We start from the raw sequence: 18,382 nt of genomic DNA, 5'->3' as shown, positions 1-18,382 counted from the left end.
CGCCCCTTCCGTACGTCCGCGCCCACCCCTCTCGTACGTCCGCGCCCGGCCCTCTCGTACGGTCCGGGGTCGGCCCTCTCGTACCGTCTTCGTACGCGAGGGGTCGCGCTCCGGGCCGTACGGCGGCGGGCGGCGCGGTCAGGCGCCCTGGGGGGTGTCCGGGTGGATCTGGATGTGGTCGGGTTCCAGCTCCAGCAGGACGCGGTCGCGCATGCCCAGGGCCCCGGTGTACTCGGCGGGGAGCTGGAGCCGCCCGGCCCGGTCGAGCATCGCGTACTCGCGGGCCACCACGGACTCCTGGCCGGTCGCCGTGTCCACCTCCGTATGGCGCAGGATCTCCGTCGCCGTACGGCCGTCACGGATCGCGACCGTGCGGCGGACCTCGTCGGCGACCGCCTGGTCATGGGTGACGATCACGATCGTCGTGCCCAGCTCCTCGTTGGCGCGGCGGAAGGCGGCGAAGATCTGCTCGCCGGTCTGGGAGTCCAGCTCACCGGTGGGTTCGTCGGCGAGCAGGACGGAGGGTTCGTTGGCGAGGGCGACGGCGATGGCCACCCGCTGCTGCTGGCCGCCGGACATCTGGTCGGGGCGGCGGTCCCGGCAGTCGGCGACGTCCAGCAGGGCGAGCAGGTGCTCGGCGCGTTCGGCGCGGGCCCGGCGGCCCCGGCGGGAGCGGGCGAGCTGCATCGGCAGCGCCACGTTCTGGACGGCGCTCAGATAGGGCAGCAGATTGCGCGCGGTCTGCTGCCAGACGAAGCCGACGACCTCGCGCCGGTAGCGCAGCCGCTCCTTCGCGGTCATGGCGAGCAGGTCGCAGCCCGCGACCCGGGCGGCCCCGGCGGTGGGTTCGTCCAGTCCGGCGAGGATGTTCATCAGGGTCGACTTGCCGCTGCCGGAGGCGCCGACCAGGGCCATCAGCTCGCCTTGGCGGACCAGCAGGTCCAGGCCCTGGAGCGCCTGGACCTCGACCCCGTCTGTGGCGAAGATCCGGACCAGCCGGTCACAGGTGATCAGGGCGTCATGGCCGTAGCCGGGTCCCTCGCGGCGGGCCGTCGCCCGGTCTTCCAGCTCTTGGAGCGTGGCGGACTCGGTCATCGCGTCTCTCCTGCTCTGGGCGTCGTCGCGGGGCGGGTGTGGTCGGGGGTGGCGGGCCGGGGCGTCATCGCGCGTCCCCCGCCCTGAGTTCCGGGCCGGGGCGTCGTCGCCCGTCCAGCGCCCCGAGTTCCGTGGCGGGCGTCGTCGCACGCCCGCCGCCCCGGGTTCCGTGGCGCGGCGTCATCGCGCGTCCCCCGCCCTGAGTTCCGTGGTGGCGCGGCGGCGGGTGCTCAGCCAGGCCTGTGCCGTGGCCACCCCGGCGGCCACCGCCAGCACGGTCAGCGCGGGCACCAGCAGACTGGCCGGGTCGGCGCGCAGGGTGACCGGGAGGCCGTCCTGGTCGCCGAGGGCGAGCCGGGTGAGGTCGAGGCCGGGCGCGAGCAGCCCGATCGTGGCCCAGCCGACCAAGGCGCCGCCGCCCGCCGCGAGCAGCGCGCCGGGCAGGCTCTCCAGGACCAGCAGACCACGGCCCTGGCGGCGGGTGAGGCCCATGGTGCGCAACCGGGCCAGCAGGGCGGCCCGTTCGGGTGCCGCGCGCAGCAGGGAGAGCAGCAGGGCCAGGACGGCGTATCCGGCGCCCGCGAGGACGGCGGCGGTGTACATCCGCTCGGCGCCGTCGGGGACGGGGGACGAGCGGTACGCGGCGCGTTCGGCGGAGCGCACCCGTACGTCGGCGTAGCCGGGGGCGAGCTTGTCCAGCGCGGCCGGGGACACCTCGCCGCCGGAGACCAGCAGGGTGGTCGGGGGCCTGCCGCCGGTCAGCGCGGAGCCGTCGACGATGAGGAACTCACCGCTGGGGACGGCGGGGGTGGTGGCGCGTACGGCGGCGACCTTCACCGTCAGCGCGCCGTCGTAGTAGCTGATCTGCCGGGGGCCGTCACCGAGCCGGGCGGCGACCTTCGGGGAGACGACCACGGGCAGCGGGCCCGTGCCCCGGCGGAGCGTGCGGTCGGGGAAGGCGCCGAGGCCGGTGTCGCGGGTGAGCCGGGCGTAGGCGGTGGGGTCGGTGGCGACCAGGGTGACGATCTCGGTGTCGGTGTCCTGGAGGTTGAGGTCGGCCTCGCGGCGGGCGGTCACCACCGCCCGTACGCCCGGGGTCTGGCGGACCCGGTCGGCGAGGGCGGCGGGGAGTCCGGACTCGGCCTCGATCCGGGCGTCGGCGCCGACGGTGTGCAGCGCGGCGCGGTCCCGGGCGTCGGCGACCCCGGCGAGCACCGAGCCGCCGAACCCGGCCGTCACCAGCGCCACCAGCAGGGCGAGCAGCGGCAGCGCCGCCGTGGCGGGGGCCCGGCCCGCGCGGGCCAGCGCGAGGAAGCCGACGGCTCCGCGCCGCCGGGCCATGGGGTGGGCGGCGAGCCGCAGGGGCAGCGGATAGAGCCGTACGAGAACGAGCGCGGCGACCACACCGACCAGGACGGGCGCGGCACCGGCCAGCGCCCCCGAGCCGTCCTCGCCCGTGCCCGACCGGCGCAGGGCGGCGACGGCGGCGACGGCGAGGACCAGCAGGGTCAGTTCGGCGACCGTCCGGCGGCGCGAGGGCCGGGCCCCGGTGGCGTCCTGGCGCTCGGCGTGCAGGGCGGTGGAGCGGTGGCGCAGCAGGGCACCCACGGGCAGCGCGGCGCAGCCGATGAGGGCGACCGCGCCCGCGGCGAGCAGGGCGGGCAGGTCCCGTCCCTCGGGTACGAGGGTGAGGGCGAGCGCGCAGCCGAGGACGGCGGCGGGCAGCACGGGGACGGCGGTCTCCGCGAGCAGCCGTCCGGCGATGCCGCGCAGGGAGCCGCCGCGGGCCCGCAGCAGGGTGAGTTCGGCGTGCCGGCGGGCGGCGGTGAGCTGGGCGGCCATCAGCAGGACGACGGCCGCGACGGTGCCGACACCGAAGGCGGCGACGGCGACGACCGGGGTGACGGCCGCGTTCAGCTCCTCGTACTCGGCGAGGAGGTCGTCGAGTTCGGTCTCGGCGTCGGCGCCGGGCGCGAGGGTGGTCCGCAGGGTGGTCAGGGCGGGGCCCGCCTCGATGGCGGCGACCGCGGCGCGGGTGTCGTCGAGCCGGGACACGTCGAGCGGGGCGGGGTCGAGGGCGATCCGCCAGTAGGGCTCGATCTCGTCGGCGACCGTCGGCAGCAGCGGCGCGGCCTCCGGCGGGAGCAGCAGGGCGCCGTGCCAGTAGGGCTCGGGCGGTGTCGACTGGTTGTAGGTGATCGAGGGGGACCGCAGCAGCGGTTCCACGTTCCAGTACGGCCGGTCCGGCCCGATGGGACGGAGCTGCCCGGTGACGCGGACGACGAGCGGCGGCTGGTTGACGCGGGGGAGGTGGATCCGGGCGCCGACGGCGATGTTGAGCTTCGTCGCGGTCTCGGCGGTGACGGCGGCCTCGACCTCGTGCGGGTTCGCCCTGGCCCCGGTCGGTATCCGTCCGGCGGTGACCGTCGCGTGCCGGAAGGTGTCGGCGGCGGCGCTGAGGGTGAACTGGGGCCGCCCGCCGGGGAGTTCGGCGAGGAAGGTGTCGGTGGCGGGCACGGGCCGTACGGTCCGCACCCCGGCCGAGGAGTGCCGGGTGTCGGCGCGCAGCGGCGCGGGCAGGGCGGCCAGCACCTGGCCGAGACCCCGCCGCATCCGTTCGGGGCCCAGCCCCTGAGCGGCGCCACCGGCGTCGGCTACGGAGATCTCGGTGTCGGTGACCGTCACCCCGCTGCGCGCGGGCGGCGCGGTGCTGATGGCGTGCCGCAGGCCCTCGCTCTCGTACGAGTGGACCGCGCGCGGGAAGGCGGCGGCGAGGAACGCGGTGACGAGGACGAGCGCGGCGAGGGCGAGCGCCTGGCCGGGGGCGACCCGCAGCCGGGTGCGGACCCAGGGCGCGAGGGCCCGGCGGGGGCGCGCCGTCGTGGCGGGGCCGCCGGGGGTGGGCGCGGCACCGGCGGCGGTGGCGTCGGACCGGCGCGGTGGGGTGGTGGTCACAGCGCGCACCCCCGGGGCTGGCACCTGGGTGGGCGGGCGAACGTCATCGGGGCTCTCGGGACTGGCATGGTCACTCCGTTCCCTGGGTGCGCAGGACCGCCGCCGTCTCGCCCCGGCGCAGCGCCAGGGCCGCGACGATCGCGACCGGCACGGCGGCGACCGCCGCCAGCAGCAGGGCGACATCGGTGAGCGGCAGTTCCACCAGGACGGTGGGGACGGGCTGGGTGGCCTGGCCGGTGAGGACCACCAGCGGGACGACCGCGCGGGTCAGGACCGTACCGAGGCCGAGACCGATCAGCAGCGCCAGGGAGATCAGCAGGGACTGCTCCACGGCGAGCAGCCGGGCGAGCTGGCGGCGGGGCGCGCCGAGGGCGCGCAGCACGGCGAACTCCCGGGTACGGGCCCGCAGCGCGCCCGCCGTGGCGACCGCGAAGCCGACGGCGGCGAGGGCGGCGGCGACCGCCGTCACGGCGAGGAGCGCGGACTGCGGCCCGGCGCCGATGGGGTCGTCGTGGAGGGCGGCGGCGATCTCGTCCCGGGACTGGATCTGCCCGGGGTCGATCTCGGCGCGGGCCCGCAGGGCGGCGGTGACCTCGGCGGCGGCGCCCGGCTCGGTCAGCAGCCACCACTCGGTGGGCGCGAAGGAGGCGTCGGGGCGGGCCGCGAGGGCCTGGTTGGCGGCCCGCAGATCGACCAGGAGCGCGCCGCCGTCGCCGGGACCGGGGCCCGCGCCGGGCGCGGCCGGTTCGGGTCCGGTGGTGGGCAGCGCGCGCAGCACGCCCGTCACGCGCACTCGCAGGGGGCCGCCGGGCATGGGGATGTCGAGGGTGGAGCCGACCTTCGCGGCCGTGGACTCCAGATAGCGCTCGGTCGCCAGCGCGGCGGGCACCGGGGGCGCGCCCCGGTCGGCGACCACGCGCAGGGTGGTGATCCGCTGGCTGCCCCAGCCGACGTCGGAGCCCGCCCTGCCCTGGTGGTAGTCGATGGTGAGCGGGGCACCGGAGCCGCCGCGGACGGCGGAGACGGCGGGCTCGCGCTCGCTCGGGTCGGCGGGCGGCACGCTGGCCGCGATGGTGGCGCGCCAGCGCGCGGCGGGGTCGGCGGCGACGGGGCGCGCGGTGCCGTCGGCGGTGAGGGAGCGCAGCCCGCGCAGGGTGAGCCGGCTCGGGGTGATCCGGATCGGGTAGCCGACCTGGCCGAGTTCGAGGGCGGTGACGGTCAGGGGTCCGGCGGGGCGTCCCAGCGGCGCGTCGGCGGCCTTCATCAGGTCGATGACGGCGGTCCGCGGACCCGTCCCGGCCGTGAGGCTGACCTGGGGCATCCGGTAGGGCACGCCGAAGCGGTCCTCGACGGTGACGGTCAGGGTGGTGTCGGGGGCGAACGGATCCCCGGCGTCCGCGCCCGTACCGCCGGAGAGGGTCAGATCGACGGCGAGCCGCGCGGTGTCCGGTGGCAGGGCCGTCCCGCCGCGCGGTCCGGCGGGCGGGCGCAGTCCGGCGATCAGCCGCTGGGGGTCGCCGTCGGCGAGGTCGGCGCGGAACGGCAGCGCGGCCCCGGCGCGGGTGGTGTCGAGTCCGAGGACGGTGGCCTGGCGGCCGCCGGAGAGCGGCAGCGGGGTCCGGGCGGCGGGCACGGCCGCGCGGACCCCGGGGAGGGAGTCGTACACCCCGCCCTGTCCGAACCGCTGCACGCTGCCCCCGCCGAGGACGCGTACGGGGGCGCCCGCCCGGAAGTCGGCCTGGTCGTCCTGGGAGCGGTCCCAGGAGGCGCCCTGGCCGATCGCGAGCATCCCGAGCGCGACGGCGAGCACCAGCAGCAGCACCGGGCCCGCGCCCCGCAGCGGGCGGCGGCTGAACTGCCAGCCCGCCAGCGGCACGGTCAGCCCACGGCCACGGGCCGCCCGGCGCTCGGCGAGCCGGGCCAGCGGCGGCAGCAGCCGCAGCGCGACCACGGTCCCGGCGAGCAGCAACAGCGTGGGCGCGACGACGAGCAGGGGGTCGATGCCGAGGGTGCCCTGGGCATCGCCGCTGAGGGCGCCGCCGCCCGAGGTGCGCCGTTCCAGCTGCCAGTAGGCGACGGCGGCCAGCGCCACCAGGGCCAGATCGCCGCCCGCGCGCAGCGGTCCGGGCAGCGAGCGGGCGCGGCCCCGGCGTTCCCGGGAGGCGGAGAGCGCGGGGGCGACGACGGCCGCCGCGCAGGCCAGGGCGACGGCGACCCCGGTGAGGACCACGAGGGGCGTGAGCCCGGTCTCCACGGTGAGGCCGATCCGGGCCAGCAGTCCCCGTCCGGCGAGGAGTTCGGTCAGCGGCCCGGCGAGCAGGGGCGCGCCGACGGCGGCGGGCGCGGCGACCACCAGCGCCTCGGCGGCGGCGAGCCGGGCGAGCCGGGTCCTGGAGGCGCCGCGCGCCAGCAGGACCCGGGTCTCGGCGGCGCGCTCGGTGCTCAGCAGCCGGGCGACCAGCAGCAGCGCGTACCCGGCCAGCAGCACCAGTTGGAGGGTGACGATCAGCAGGGTGGCGCGGGAGACCAGCAGGGACCGCTCGACCTGGTCGAGGGTCTCGGGCAGCGCGGTGCGGGTGGTGACCCCGCCACCGAGGGAGGGCTGGGCGGCGAGCAGTTCCTGGCTGTCCCGGGCGGCCTCGCGCAGCGCGTCGACCCGGTCGGCGGTGAGCCGGGAGAAGTCGGCGGTGGCGAGCCAGGAGGCGCCGCCCTGGCGCACCTGGCCGCCGGTGAGGGCGGCGGGGTCGGCGAGCAGCGGCCCGTAGGTGGTGTAGACGTCCTTGCGGACGCCGCGTCCGCCGAGGGCGTCCAGGGTCCAGTAGGGGTCGGTGGCGTCGGCGGGGCGGTAGAGCCCGGTGACGCGGATCCGGACGGGGGGTCCGCCCAGCCGGTCCTTGAGCGCCACCACGCGCGGTCCGGGGGCGAGCCCGAGCGGCCGGGCGGCGGCCTCGGGGAGGGCGACGGGCACCACGCCCCGCGCGCTGGCGGGGGCGGTCGGCCAGGTGCCCCGGGTGAGCGTGACCCGGGAGCGGTCGGCGGCCGCGAAGTGGGTCAGATCGGGGTCGCCGCCGCGGGCGTCGCGCGGCCGCAGCCCGACGGGGAGTCCGTACGGTCCCGACACGTCGAACCGGCGCAGGGTGACCGGCAGCCCGTCGAAGGCGGCCCGCGCGCCGCGCGCCGCCTCGCGGGCGGTGGTGGCGCGGTCGCCCCGTGGATCCTCCGCCTTGATCACCAGCGCGGCGGCGGCCGCGTCCCGGGTGCGCAGCGCGTGCCGCATCCCGGCGTCGCCGACGGCGGCGGTGAACGCGGCGAGCGTGGCGAGGACGGTGGTGGTGAGCAGGATCGCCAGCAGCGCGGCGGCGAGCAGGGGACGGTGTCCCCGCGCACGGAGAAAGAGAAATTCCGCCACCGTGCTCCCCCCGCAGTACACGCGTTCCCCCGAACGCCCTTTCGCCCGCAGATATTTGCAGACACCACCCGTCCAGCAAAACGGTCCCCCGGAGGACTTGATGAGATCGTGACCGCGCACCACCCGCCGGGATGGGGGCGAACCTGGCCAAATGGAGCGGGGCGGCGGTGTTACGGGCCCTGTTCCGCCGCCTTCGCGATATTCCGGGCCATGCCCCCGAACACCACCGCGTGGAACGGTGACACGCTCCACCAGTACGCGTGCCCCAGCAGCCCCTTGGGGTGGAACAGCGCCCGCTGCCGATAGCGCACCCGCCCGTCAGCGCCTTCGGCGATCATCAGTTCCAGCCATGCCAGCCCCGGCAGCTTCATCTCCGCCCGCAGCCGCAGCAGCCGTCCCGGCTCGATCTCCTCCACCCGCCAGAAGTCCAGCGAGTCACCGACCCGCAGCCGCTGGGCGTCCCGGCGGCCCCGCCGCAGTCCGACACCGCCCGCGAACCGGTCGAGCCAGCCCCGTACCGCCCAGGCCAGCGGGAAGGAGTACCAGCCGTTCTCGCCGCCCACACCCTCGATCACCCGCCACAGCCGCTGCGCGGGCGCGGCGACGGTCCGCTCCCGCTGGTCGGTGTAGAGGCTGCCGCCCGCCCAGTCGGGGTCGGTGGGCAACGGGTCGCTGGGCGCGCCGGGCAGCGACGCCGAGGACCAGCGGGTCGTCACCTTGGCCTCGCGCACCCGCTGGAGCGCGAGGGTGAGCGCGGCCTCGAAGCCGAGCGGGCGGCCGGGCGGATCGGGCACATAGCGCGCGATGTCGTGCTCACGGCAGACGACCTCATACCGCAGGGACTCGGCGAGCGGCCGGGCGATGGAGTGCGGTACGGGCGTCACCAGCCCCACCCAGTGGCTGGACAGGCCCGGGGTGAGCACCGGCACCGGCACGATGAGCCGCCGGGGCAGCCCGGCGACGGCCGCGTAGCCGCGCATCATGTCGCGGTAGGTGAGCACATCGGGGCCGCCGATGTCGAAGGCGCGGTCGACCTCCGGCGGCATCGCGGCGGAGCCGGTGAGATAGCGCAGCACGTCCCGTACGCCGATCGGCTGGATCCGGGTCCGCACCCAGCTGGGGGTGACCATCACCGGCAGCCGTTCGGTGAGGTAGCGCAGCATCTCGAAGGAGGCCGAGCCGGAGCCGATGATGACGGCGGCGCGCAGCACGGTCGCGGGGACGGCACCGTCCAGGAAGATCCGGCCGACCTCGTCACGGGAGCGCAGATGCGGGGAGAGCCGTTCGGGGGGCACCCCCTCGGGGGTGAGCCCGCCGAGATAGACGATCCGCCGCACCCCCGCGCGGTGCGCCTGTTCGGCGAAGGTGCGGGCGGCCTCGCGGTCGGTGCGTTCGAAGCCGGGCCCGGTGCCGAGGGCGTGCACCAGGTAGTAGGCCACGTCGACACCGCGCATCGCCGCCGCGAGGGAGGCGGGGTCGGTGACATCACCGCGTACGGTCTCGGCCTCCCCCGCCCAGGGATGGTCCCGCAGCTTCTCGGGCGAACGGGCGAGGCAGCGCACCGCGTATCCGGCCGCCAGGAGTTCCGGCACCAGCCGCCCACCGATATAGCCGGTGGCTCCGGTGACGAGACAGCGCGCGGGGGCGCGTCCGTCGGTGTCCATGGTGTCGCCTCTCTGTCTCGCGTCTCCCGGCCCGCCGCGCGGACGGGCGGACCCGTCTCCGTCCGGGCCCCGCCGCGCCGCCACGGGAGTCGCGCGGTACGGAACCGTCCTGGCCATCACGTCGGGACCCGTCCTCAGCTTCCCGCCCCACGCCCCGCCACGCTCCCCGGGCGCGGCAGTCAGCCCGCCTCAGCCACGCACCACGGACCACGGACCACGCGCCACGCCTCAGCCGCGCACCACGGACCACGCGCCACGCCTCAGCCACGCACCACGGACCACGCACCGCGCGCCACGCCTCAGCCACGCACCACGGACCACGCGCCACGCCTCAGCCGCGCACCGCGCCTCAGCCAGGCACCATGCCTCAGCCCCGCGCGACCTCGCGCGCCGGGTCCCGGCACCACTCCGACCAGGACCCCACATAGAGCAGGGGCCGGTACCCGGCCAGTTCCAGCGCCACCGCCTGCTGGGCGGCGGAGACGCCCGAGCCGCAGTAGACACCGACCTCCCCGCCGGGCTCGGCGCCCAGCGCCGCGAAGCGCTCCGCCAGCCGGCCGGCGGGCAGGAAGCGGCCGGTGGCGTCGAGGTTCTGGGAGGTGGGCGCGGAGACCGCGCCGGGGATATGGCCCGCCACCGGGTCGATCGGTTCGACCTCGCCCCGGTAGCGCTCGGCCGCGCGGGCGTCGAGCAGCAGTCCGGAGCGGGCCAGCGCCCCGGCGTCCTGGGCGCTCAGCGCCCCGAGCGCGCCCGGGGCGGGCCGGAAGTCGCCCCGCTCGGGGGCGGGTTCCGTGGTCTCCAGCGGTCCGGTCCACGCCGCGAACCCGCCGTCCAGCACCCGGACGTCCGCGTGGCCCGCCCAGCGCAGCAGCCACCAGGCACGGGCGGCGGCCCAGCCTCCCGAGGCGTCGTAGACGACGACGGACCGCCCGGCCGACACCCCGGCCCGGCGCATCGCCTCCGTGAAGACCTCAAGGTCCGGCAGGGGGTGGCGGCCGTGCTCCCCGGGCGGTCCGGCGAGTTCGGCGTCGAGGTCGACGAAGACGGCACCGGGCAGATGACCGGCCTCGTACTCGGGTCGGCCGTGCGGTCCGCCGAGCCGGTAGCGGATGTCGAGCAGGACCGGCGGGCGGGACCCGGCCAGGGCGTCCGCGAGTTCGTCCGCGGCGATGATGGGCTTCATGCGCCCATCCTGGCGCACTCCGCGCCGGTGGGCCCGGTACTGCTTCCCGCCGTTCATCGCGATCCACAACCGCAAGTAACCGATCAAATCGGGCGCTGTCGATATCAGAACACGCCAAAAACGGCGCGGCCCGGGAGCGCTTACCGTCAGGTGGTGGAAGCATTCACAGAGGGCGCACGGTCCTCTCACTCCGGCCCCGCCCGCCTTCCCCCGTACGGCCACCACGATGGTCCGAGGAGAGTGTGACGATGGCCCAGGCGACACGGCACGCACCCGGCACCCCTTGCTGGGTGACCCTGATGGTGCACGGCCCCGAGGAGATCCAGGAGTTCTACGGCGAGCTGTTCGGCTGGGAGTTCGTGCCCGGACCCGACCATCTCGGCCCGTGGTTCCGGGTGCTGGTCGACGGCAAGGAGGTCGGGGGCATCGGTGGACTGCCCGACGACCGCCATGTACCGATCGCGTGGACACCGTACTTCACCACCGATGACGCCGACACCACCGTCGAGACCCTGCGCTGCAGCGGGGGCACGGTGGGCGTGGGGCCGCTGGACGCGGCCGAGTCGGGGCGGCTGGCGATCGTGACCGACCCGGCGTGCGGGGTCTTCGGCCTCTGGCAGGCCGCCGCCTACACCGGGGTCGAGGCGCGGGGCGTTCCGGGGACCCCGGTCTGGCACGAGCTGCTGACCGAGGAGTCGGCGAGCGTGCTGACGTTCTACCAGACGGTCTTCGGCCATGCCCCGCAGGCGGCGGAGGGGACGGCGGAGACCGAACACGACTATGTGACGCTCTCCCTCGGCGGCCGGCCGATCGCCGCCGTACGGGGCGTGGGCCGGGCGCTGCCCCATGACCGGGGCACCTACTGGATGACCTTCTTCGAGGTCGACGACCCGGACGAGGCCGCGCTGCGGGTGAGACGGCTGGGCGGACAGGTGCTCAGCGAGCCCGAGGACGGCCCCCGGGGGCGTTCGGCGACGGTCACCGACCCGGAGGGCGCGATCTTCACGGTGATCCGTTCCCCGCGCTGACGGCGGGGCCGCCGACCGGGCCCCTGTCCCCTGACGGCCCTCACGCCCCACCGGCTGTCACGCGCCGACCGCACCCCGTCGGACGCACACGCGCCCCGCGCCTCACACGCTTCGGCGCACCGCTCCCACGACTCCCTCACCACCGGCGCCGCGCGCCACCGGGTGCGCCTGGGACACCGGATCCACCGGGTCCACCGGGGCCGGCCGCATGTCCCGGGCCGCCCCTTCGTCCCCCGCCCCCCTGTCCCGGCCGCCGTCCACCGGCAGGACATCGGGCGAGAGGGTGGCGGCCCGCGCCCGCGCGGCCGTCATCCGGCGCCGGTGGTGACGGCGGCAGAGCACCTCGTAGCCGATCTCGTCCCCCGCGTTGACGTCCCCGATGACGACCTGGGCCCCCTCGACGACCATCACCCCGCCGACCGTCCGCGCGTTGTGCGTGGCCCGCGCCCCGCACCAGCACAGGGCCTCCACCTGGAGCACCTCGATCCGGTCCGCCAGCTCCACCAGCCGCTGCGAGCCGGGGAAGAGCTTGGAGCGGAAGTCGGTGGTGATCCCGAAGGCGAACACATCCATCCCGAGGTCGTCGACGACCCGGGCGAGCTGGTCTATCTGCTCCGGCGCGAGGAACTGCGCCTCGTCGGCGATGACGTAGTCACACCGGCCGCCCCGCGAGAGCAGATCGACCAGGTATCCGTACAGATCCAGCCCCTCGACCGCCTCCACCGCGTCGGTGACCAGGCCGAGCCGGGAGGAGAGCTTCCCCTCCCCCGCCCGGTCGTCCCGGGTGAGGATCACTCCCCGCAGGCCGCGCGCCGAGCGGTTGTGCTCGATCTGAAGAGCCAGGGTGCTCTTCCCGCAGTCCATGGTTCCGGAGAAGAAGACCAGCTCGGGCATGGCAGGCTGAGGACCTTTCGGCTCGGTCGGCGACCACCGGACATCGGCTCGTCGCCCGTCGGGGGACGGCGTCGGTGGGCGGGACGGGGTGGTCGGGCGGCGGGGAACGGGGCAGGACGTGGAACGGTTGCTCGGCGGGGGCCCGGCGGGCTGCCCACGGGCCTCGCACCGGACGGAACCGCAAGGACAGAACGGTACAGAGTGCTACAGACAGAGCGATAGGCGGGTGGGGTACGGAGACCGCGCCCGGCCTCCCCACTCCCGGTGGATCAGTCCCGGTGGATCAGTCCCGGCGCACTTCCAGCAGGGGGACCAGCTGCTCGGCCGGGGTCATCGAGCCATGCATCCCGACCATCGCGGACTCATGCGGCTCCCGCCGTGACGCGGTGATCACCACATCGTCCCGGGCGGCGGCGACGACATCGCCGATCCGGCCGAGGACCCGCTCCTCCACCACGGGCCCGAACCAGCCCGCGGCCACGGCCTCGGCCCGGCTCGCCACCCAGAAGCGGTCACCGAGCACCTCCCGCCAGACGGCGAGGACATCGGCCTCGGCACCCGGCACGGCGTACACATGGCGGGCCCGGCCCTCGCCGCCGAGGACGGCGACCCCGGCGCCCAGCTCCCAGTCCTCGTCGAAGTCGATCCTGGACTCCTCGTCGAAGGGGATGTCGACCATGCCGTGGTCGGCCGTGACATAGAGCGCGGAGCGCGGCGGCAGGGCGTCGGCGAGCCGCTCGACCAGCCGGTCCACATACATCAGCTGACCGCGCCAGGCGTCGGAGTCGATACCGAACCGGTGCCCCTTGCCGTCGACCTCGCTGTAGTAGGTGTAGACGAGCGAACGGTCGCCCGCGGCGAGCTGCGCGGCCGCCAGGTCCATCCGCTCCTCACCGCTGAGACGGCCGTGGAAGGTGCCGCCGCTGAGGGCGACGGTGGTCAGCGGGGTGTGGGCGAACGCGGGCGAGGAGACCTGGGCGGTGTGCACCCCGGCGGCGTGGGCCATCGCGAAGACGGTGGGGTGCGGCTGCCACAGCTCCGGATCGGTCCACGGCCGCCAGCGCAGCTGGTTCATCAGCTCGCCGGTGGCGGGGTCGCGGACGGTGTACCCGGCCAGCCCGTGCGCGCCCGGCGGCAGTCCCGTACCGACCGAGGCGAGCGAGGTCGCGGTGGTCGCCGGGAAGCCCGCCGTCAGCGGACGGCCGCTGCCGCCGAGCGAGGTGGGCAGCAGGGAGTGGAGATAGGGGGCCTCGTCGGGGTGGCTGCGGATCTGCTCCCAGCCCAGGCCGTCGATGAGGAAGACGCAGTTACGGTCGGCCGGGGCCAGCTCACCGATCGCGGCGCTCAGCCCCGGTACTCCCATGCCCGCCGCGAGGGTGGGCAGCAGATCGGCGAGCGAGCCGCTGCCGTAGCGCGGTACGGGAGCGGACCCGATGGCGAGCGGTTCCGGTTCGTCCGGCCACAGGGCGGCCGTCGCGGGCAGCACCATCAGCGGGCGGACCGACTGGCCGAGGGGGAGGCCGGGGAGGCGGCGGTGGCCTCGGAGATCGCCTGGGCGAAGACAAGGGTCTGCCGGACGGTGTCCGGGCCGTCCCCGGCCTCGCTGACCCGCAGGCTCAGATCGTCGGCGGTGGAGTTGCCGGTGTAGCCGTGGTCGGCCTCGCAGTTGGGGTCGCCGCAGGCGGCGGGCTCCAGGTCGAGCCGGGAGACGGCGCCCCAGCCGATGGTGAGCACCACCTCGCGCGGCAGGGTGCCCGGGGTGTACGACTCCGGGTTGGCGACGACCCGGCTGACCACGATGGAGGAGATCCGGTCGAGCTTGACCGACTCGGTGGAGGTGGTCGCGTACGGGGTGGCGGAGCTGGAGTCCGCGGCCTGCTCGTCGGTGTGGCTGACGATGAACCGGTTGCCGGTGAGGACGAGGACGGTCACATGGCGGCGGACCTCGTTGGCGTCGAAGGTGGTCTCCTGGTGGACCAGGTACGAGGCGATCTGCTCGCCACCGACAGCGGCCTCCACCGCCTCGGCCACGAGGGCCGGGTAATAGCCGCTGCGCTCGATCGCCGCGCGCAGCCCCTGGGTCGTCGTACCGGTCTTCGCCATGACGTCCATCCTACGGGGCCCCGGAGCCCCCGACGCTCAGCCCGGCTCAGTAGCTCGGCAGGCGCCGGGGCCCCAGGTCGGCGGCGGCGACCGGGGGCGCCAGCCGCACGGTGGCGCCCAGCGCGGTGAGGCCCCGCTGGGCCACGACCACGGGTTCCAGGGTCACCCCGACCACCTCGGGATGGTCGTCGACCAGCCGGGAGAGCCGCAGCAGCAGCTCCTCCAGCGCGGGCGTGTCCACGGGCGACGAGCCGCGCCAGCCGAACAGGAGCGGCGCGGTACGGATGGCCCGGATCAGCTCGGCCGCGTCCCGGTCGGTCACCGGGACCAGCCGGTGGGACATGTCCCCGAGCAGCTCGGACGGGGCCCCGGCGAGCCCGAAGGAGAGCACCGCGCCGACGGCCGGGTCGATCGCGGCCCGGACGACGGTGTCGACACCCCGGGGCGCCATGGACTGCACCACCGGCTGGAGCTCCAGGGGCTGGCCGAGCTGCTCGGTCAGCTCCCGGTACGCCTGGCGGACCTGGGCTTCCGTGGCGAGGTCGAGCCGGACGCCGCCGAGGTCGGCGCGGTGGCGCAGATGCGGGGCGGTGGTCTTGAGCGCCACCGGGTAGCCCAGCCGGCCGGCCGCCAGGGCGGCGGCGTCCGGGTCGGGCGCGGGAAGGGTGGGCCGGACCGCGATGCCGTAGCGGGCGAGCAGCTCACGGGCCCGGTCGGCGGAGAGGGTGACACCGCCCGCGCCGATGGCCGCGCCGGACCGGGCCTCGGTGAGCGCCCGCTCGATCAGGGCGGCGGCACCGGGCTCGTCGATGTCCTCGTAGGCGGGCACCCGTCCGGGGCTGGCGGCCTCCCGCCGCCAGCGGGCGTAGGTGACGGCCTGCGAGAGCGCGCGTACGGCCCGTTCGGCGGCCGGGTAGGCGGGGATACGGGTGCGCTGTCCGCCGCCGGTACCGCCGGCGCCATCGCCAGGGCCGTCCGCGGCGGGGCCGGGACGGTACGGGGCGCCCCCGCCCGCCGGGTGAGGGGAGCCGGAGTCCACGGCGCCGGGGGCCGGGGTCGGCTCCGCCGCCCGCCCGGTGGCCTCACCGGGGGCCGCCTCCGCCGGGGCCCCGGGGCGCGCGGTCCTGCGGACCGCCGCGAGCGCGTCCGCCAGACCGCCCAGCTCCACCTGGACCACGGCCACCGGCTTGGCGGCGACCCGGGCCGCGTCGCGCAGCGCCGCCGCCAGGACCTCGCCGTATCCGGTCGGGCCGCCCTCCCCCGTACCGCTGGCACTGTCCCCGGCCCCGGCTGCGCCTCCGTACGGGCCGTCGGCGCGCCGCTCGCCCACGAACGGGATCGCCGTCACGATCACCGCGTCGCAGTCCTGGTCCGCCAGCGCCCGTTCCAGGGCGCGGCGGAAGTCGTCCGGGGTGGCGGCCGTCGTCAGATCCTCGGGGGCCGACGGGCGCAGTCCCTCGGCGAGACAGGCGTCATAGGTGAGCAGTCCGAGGGACTCGGAGTTGCCGAGGATCGCCACCCGGGGGCCGGCGGGCAGCGGCTGGCCCGCCAGCAGCAGCCCGGCGTCGACGAGTTCGGTGACGGTGTCGACCCGGATCACACCCGCCTGCCGCAGCAGGGCGCCGACGGCCGCGTCCGGGATACGGGCGACGGGCACGGCGTGGCCGGGCGGTTCGCTGCCACTGTGCCGGGCGCCCTTGACCACCACGACGGGTTTGACCGCCGCCGTACGCCGGGCCAGCCGGGTGAACTTGCGCGGGTTGCCGATCGACTCCAGATAGAGCAGGACGACATCGGTGTCCGGGTCCTCGTACCAGTACTGGAGGAAGTCGTTCCCGGAGACATCGGCGCGATTGCCCGCCGAGATGAAGGTGGAGAGCCCCGCGCCACGGCGGTGCAGTCCCGACAGCAGCGCGATACCGATCGCGCCGGACTGGGTGAAGAGCCCGATCCGGCCGGGCCTGGGCGCGGCGGGCGCCAGCGAGGCGTTGAGCCGCACCGCCCCGGCGGTGCTGATCACACCGAACGAGTTCGGCCCGATGATCCTCATGCCGTACGAACGGGCCTGGCGCACCAGCGCCCGCTGCCGGGCCCGGCCCCCCTCGCCGCTCTCCGCGTATCCGGCCGACAGGACGACGAGCCCGCGCACCCCGTGTTCGCCGCAGTCGGCGACCACCTCGGGCACCCGGTCGGCCGGGACGGCGACCACGGCCAGGTCGACCGGCTCACCGGTGGCGGCGACGATCTCGCCGACCGAGCGGTGGGCGGGCACCGCGTCGATGGTGCCGAGGTCCGGCGCGAAGGCGCGGTTCACGGCGTAGAGGCGGCCGGTGTAGCCGGTGGCGACGAGGTTGCGCAGCACCGTACGCCCGACCCCGCCGGGGGCGCGGCCCACACCGACGACGGCGACGGAGCCGGGCGCGAGCAGCCGCTGCACGGAACGCGCCTCGGCGCGCTGCTCACGGGCGCGCTGGACGGCGAGGGACTCCGCGGTCGGTTCGAGATCGAGGGTCAGATGGACCGAGCCCTCCTCGAAGGTGCGCCGCTGGGTGTACCCGGCGTCCCGGAACACCTTGATCATCTTGGTGTTGGCGGGGAGCACCTCGGCCGCGAAACGCCGGATCCCCCGCTCCCGGGCGACGGCCGCGATGTGCTCCAGCAGCGCGGAGGCGACCCCCCGGCCGTGGTGGGCGTCCTCGACCAGGAAGGCGACCTCGGCCTCGCCGGCGGGGGCTGAGGCGGGACGCCCCTGGCCGTCGATGCGGTCATAGCGGACGGTGGCGATGAACTCACCGCCGACGGTGACGGCCAGACCGACCCGGTCCACGTAGTCATGGTGGGTGAAGCGGTGGACGTCCTTGTCGGTGAGACGGGGATAGGGCGCGAAGAAGCGGTAGTACTTCGACTCGTCCGAGACCCGTTCGTAGAAGCTGACCAGCCGGTCGGCGTCCTCGGGGGTGATCGGTCTGACGCGCGCGGTGCCACCGTCGCGCAGCACCACGTCCGCCTCCCAGTGGTCGGGGTAGGCGTGCTCCGGCCGGGTCTGCATGGCGGAAAGACTACGGCGCGACCGGGGGTCGCGGGGGCCCTCGTGCACACGGCAGGCTGGGGTGGGGCCGGCCGGGCCCCGGCCAGCGGGGCCGAAGGTCTCCCTCAGACCGGCGGACCGGCCCAGCGGGCCGGGAGACCGGACCGGAGGGTCCCGCGCCGGACTCCGCACGGCCCTGGTAACCACCGTGAGAGAATGGTCTAGACAACCAAAAAGTCTTGACCACTGAGACCCGAAGGGCAACACCATGGCTGAGCGCCGTGTCAACGTCGGCTGGGCCGAGGGCCTGCACGCCCGCCCCGCTTCCATCTTCGTCCGCGCCGTCGTGGCGTCCGGCGCCAAGGTGACCATCGCCAAGGGCGACGGCACCCCGGCCAACGCCGCCTCCATGCTGGCCGTGCTCGGCCTGGGCGCGCAGGGTGGCGAGGAGATCGTCCTGGCCGCCGAGGGCGAGGGCGCCGAGCTGGCGCTGGACCGCCTGGCCAAGCTGGTCGCCGAGGGCCTGGACGAGCTGCCCGAGACGGTCTGAGCCTTCGGGCTTCGAGGCTCTGACCACGAGGCTTCAAGGCTCCGACCTTCGGATCGAGAGTTCCGACACCGCCGGGCTTCGGACTTCGGACTTCGGACTTCGGACTTCGGACTTCGGACTTCGGACAAGGATGCGCGTCCGCTCGTGCGAGCCGCATGAGTCGTGTGAGCGGGTGGATGAGCCACCTCTGCCGGCCCCGACGACTGAAGCCGGGCCGCCGGTCAGTACCGGTCAGTGCCGTTCAGTGCCGTTCTATGAGGGTCCACGCGGAACCACGCACGGGATCCACGCCCGGGATCCACGCCCGGCTGTGCCGGTCGCCGAGAGGACCGCTACGCGAGAGGCCGCGGTACGCCGACCACCCCGGCCTCACCTCACATCGCGCGGGTCCCACAGGTCGCGCGGATCCCACGGGTCCCACGGGTCCCGCGATCCTTCCGGCCCGGTGGGGCGGGAGCCCCCGGGCTCCCGCC

Annotated in this window: 10 protein-coding genes and 1 pseudogene; 2 read left to right on the top strand and 9 right to left on the bottom strand. The window is 75.7% G+C overall.

The genetic code is table 11. From position 1 onward, the window contains the following. Positions 1–138: 138 nt before the first annotated feature. The 5 genes from ACFVIM_RS21200 to ACFVIM_RS21180 form a co-directional block, all read right to left on the bottom strand. Positions 139–1,095, bottom strand: coding sequence for an ABC transporter ATP-binding protein (locus tag ACFVIM_RS21200; RefSeq protein WP_384303439.1), 957 nt, complete (start codon positions 1,093–1,095; stop codon positions 139–141). Positions 1,096–1,275: 180 nt separating this feature from the next. Then, positions 1,276–4,050 carry an FtsX-like permease family protein gene (locus tag ACFVIM_RS21195; protein ID WP_384303437.1) on the bottom strand — a complete coding sequence of 925 codons (2,775 nt, stop codon included), beginning with the start codon at positions 4,048–4,050 and terminating at the stop codon, positions 1,276–1,278. A 70-nt stretch (positions 4,051–4,120) separates the two neighbouring features. Continuing rightward, positions 4,121–7,459 carry an FtsX-like permease family protein gene (locus ACFVIM_RS21190; protein WP_384303435.1) on the bottom strand — a complete coding sequence of 1,113 codons (3,339 nt, stop codon included), beginning with the start codon at positions 7,457–7,459 and terminating at the stop codon, positions 4,121–4,123. Positions 7,460–7,629: 170 nt separating this feature from the next. Continuing rightward, complete coding sequence (locus ACFVIM_RS21185) at positions 7,630–9,123, bottom strand: SDR family oxidoreductase (RefSeq protein WP_384303433.1); 1,494 nt, start codon at positions 9,121–9,123, stop codon at positions 7,630–7,632. 367 nt (positions 9,124–9,490) lie between these two features. Further along, positions 9,491–10,306, bottom strand: coding sequence for a sulfurtransferase (locus tag ACFVIM_RS21180; RefSeq protein WP_384303431.1), 816 nt, complete (start codon positions 10,304–10,306; stop codon positions 9,491–9,493). Positions 10,307–10,554: 248 nt separating this feature from the next. Here ACFVIM_RS21180 and ACFVIM_RS21175 point away from each other — a divergent pair, with 248 nt between their 5' ends. Next, positions 10,555–11,334 (top strand): VOC family protein, encoded by a 780-nt coding sequence (locus ACFVIM_RS21175; RefSeq protein WP_384303429.1) that lies wholly within the window; start codon positions 10,555–10,557, stop codon positions 11,332–11,334. A gap of 258 nt (positions 11,335–11,592) precedes the next feature. Here ACFVIM_RS21175 and ACFVIM_RS21170 read toward each other — a convergent pair. The 4 genes and pseudogenes from ACFVIM_RS21170 to ACFVIM_RS21155 all read right to left on the bottom strand — a co-directional run. Continuing rightward, positions 11,593–12,228 (bottom strand): annotated as a pseudogene (locus ACFVIM_RS21170) (thymidine kinase); the annotation flags it as partial. Between the two features lie 283 nt (positions 12,229–12,511). After that, complete coding sequence (locus tag ACFVIM_RS21165; protein WP_384303428.1) at positions 12,512–13,717, bottom strand: alkaline phosphatase family protein; 1,206 nt, start codon at positions 13,715–13,717, stop codon at positions 12,512–12,514. Beyond that, positions 13,717–14,331, bottom strand: a complete 615-nt coding sequence (locus ACFVIM_RS21160; protein WP_384303427.1) for a DUF5998 family protein — start codon at positions 14,329–14,331, stop codon at positions 13,717–13,719. The genes ACFVIM_RS21165 and ACFVIM_RS21160 overlap by 1 nt, the downstream gene beginning before the upstream one ends. Before the next feature lie 46 nt (positions 14,332–14,377). After that, entirely contained in the window at positions 14,378–17,380 is a 3,003-nt protein-coding gene (locus ACFVIM_RS21155; protein ID WP_384303425.1) for a GNAT family N-acetyltransferase, read from the bottom strand. 247 nt (positions 17,381–17,627) lie between these two features. Here ACFVIM_RS21155 and ACFVIM_RS21150 point away from each other — a divergent pair, with 247 nt between their 5' ends. Further along, a complete protein-coding gene (locus ACFVIM_RS21150) occupies positions 17,628–17,909 on the top strand; it encodes an HPr family phosphocarrier protein (protein ID WP_384303423.1) in 282 nt (93 codons plus the stop codon). Positions 17,910–18,382 lie beyond the last annotated feature (473 nt).

The sequence above is a fragment of the Streptomyces sp. NPDC057638 genome, assembly GCF_042800315.1.
Taxonomy (GTDB): domain Bacteria; phylum Actinomycetota; class Actinomycetes; order Streptomycetales; family Streptomycetaceae; genus Streptomyces.
Note: the sequence above shows the minus strand (reverse complement) of the source record. Positions and strands in the feature narration are given on the sequence as shown.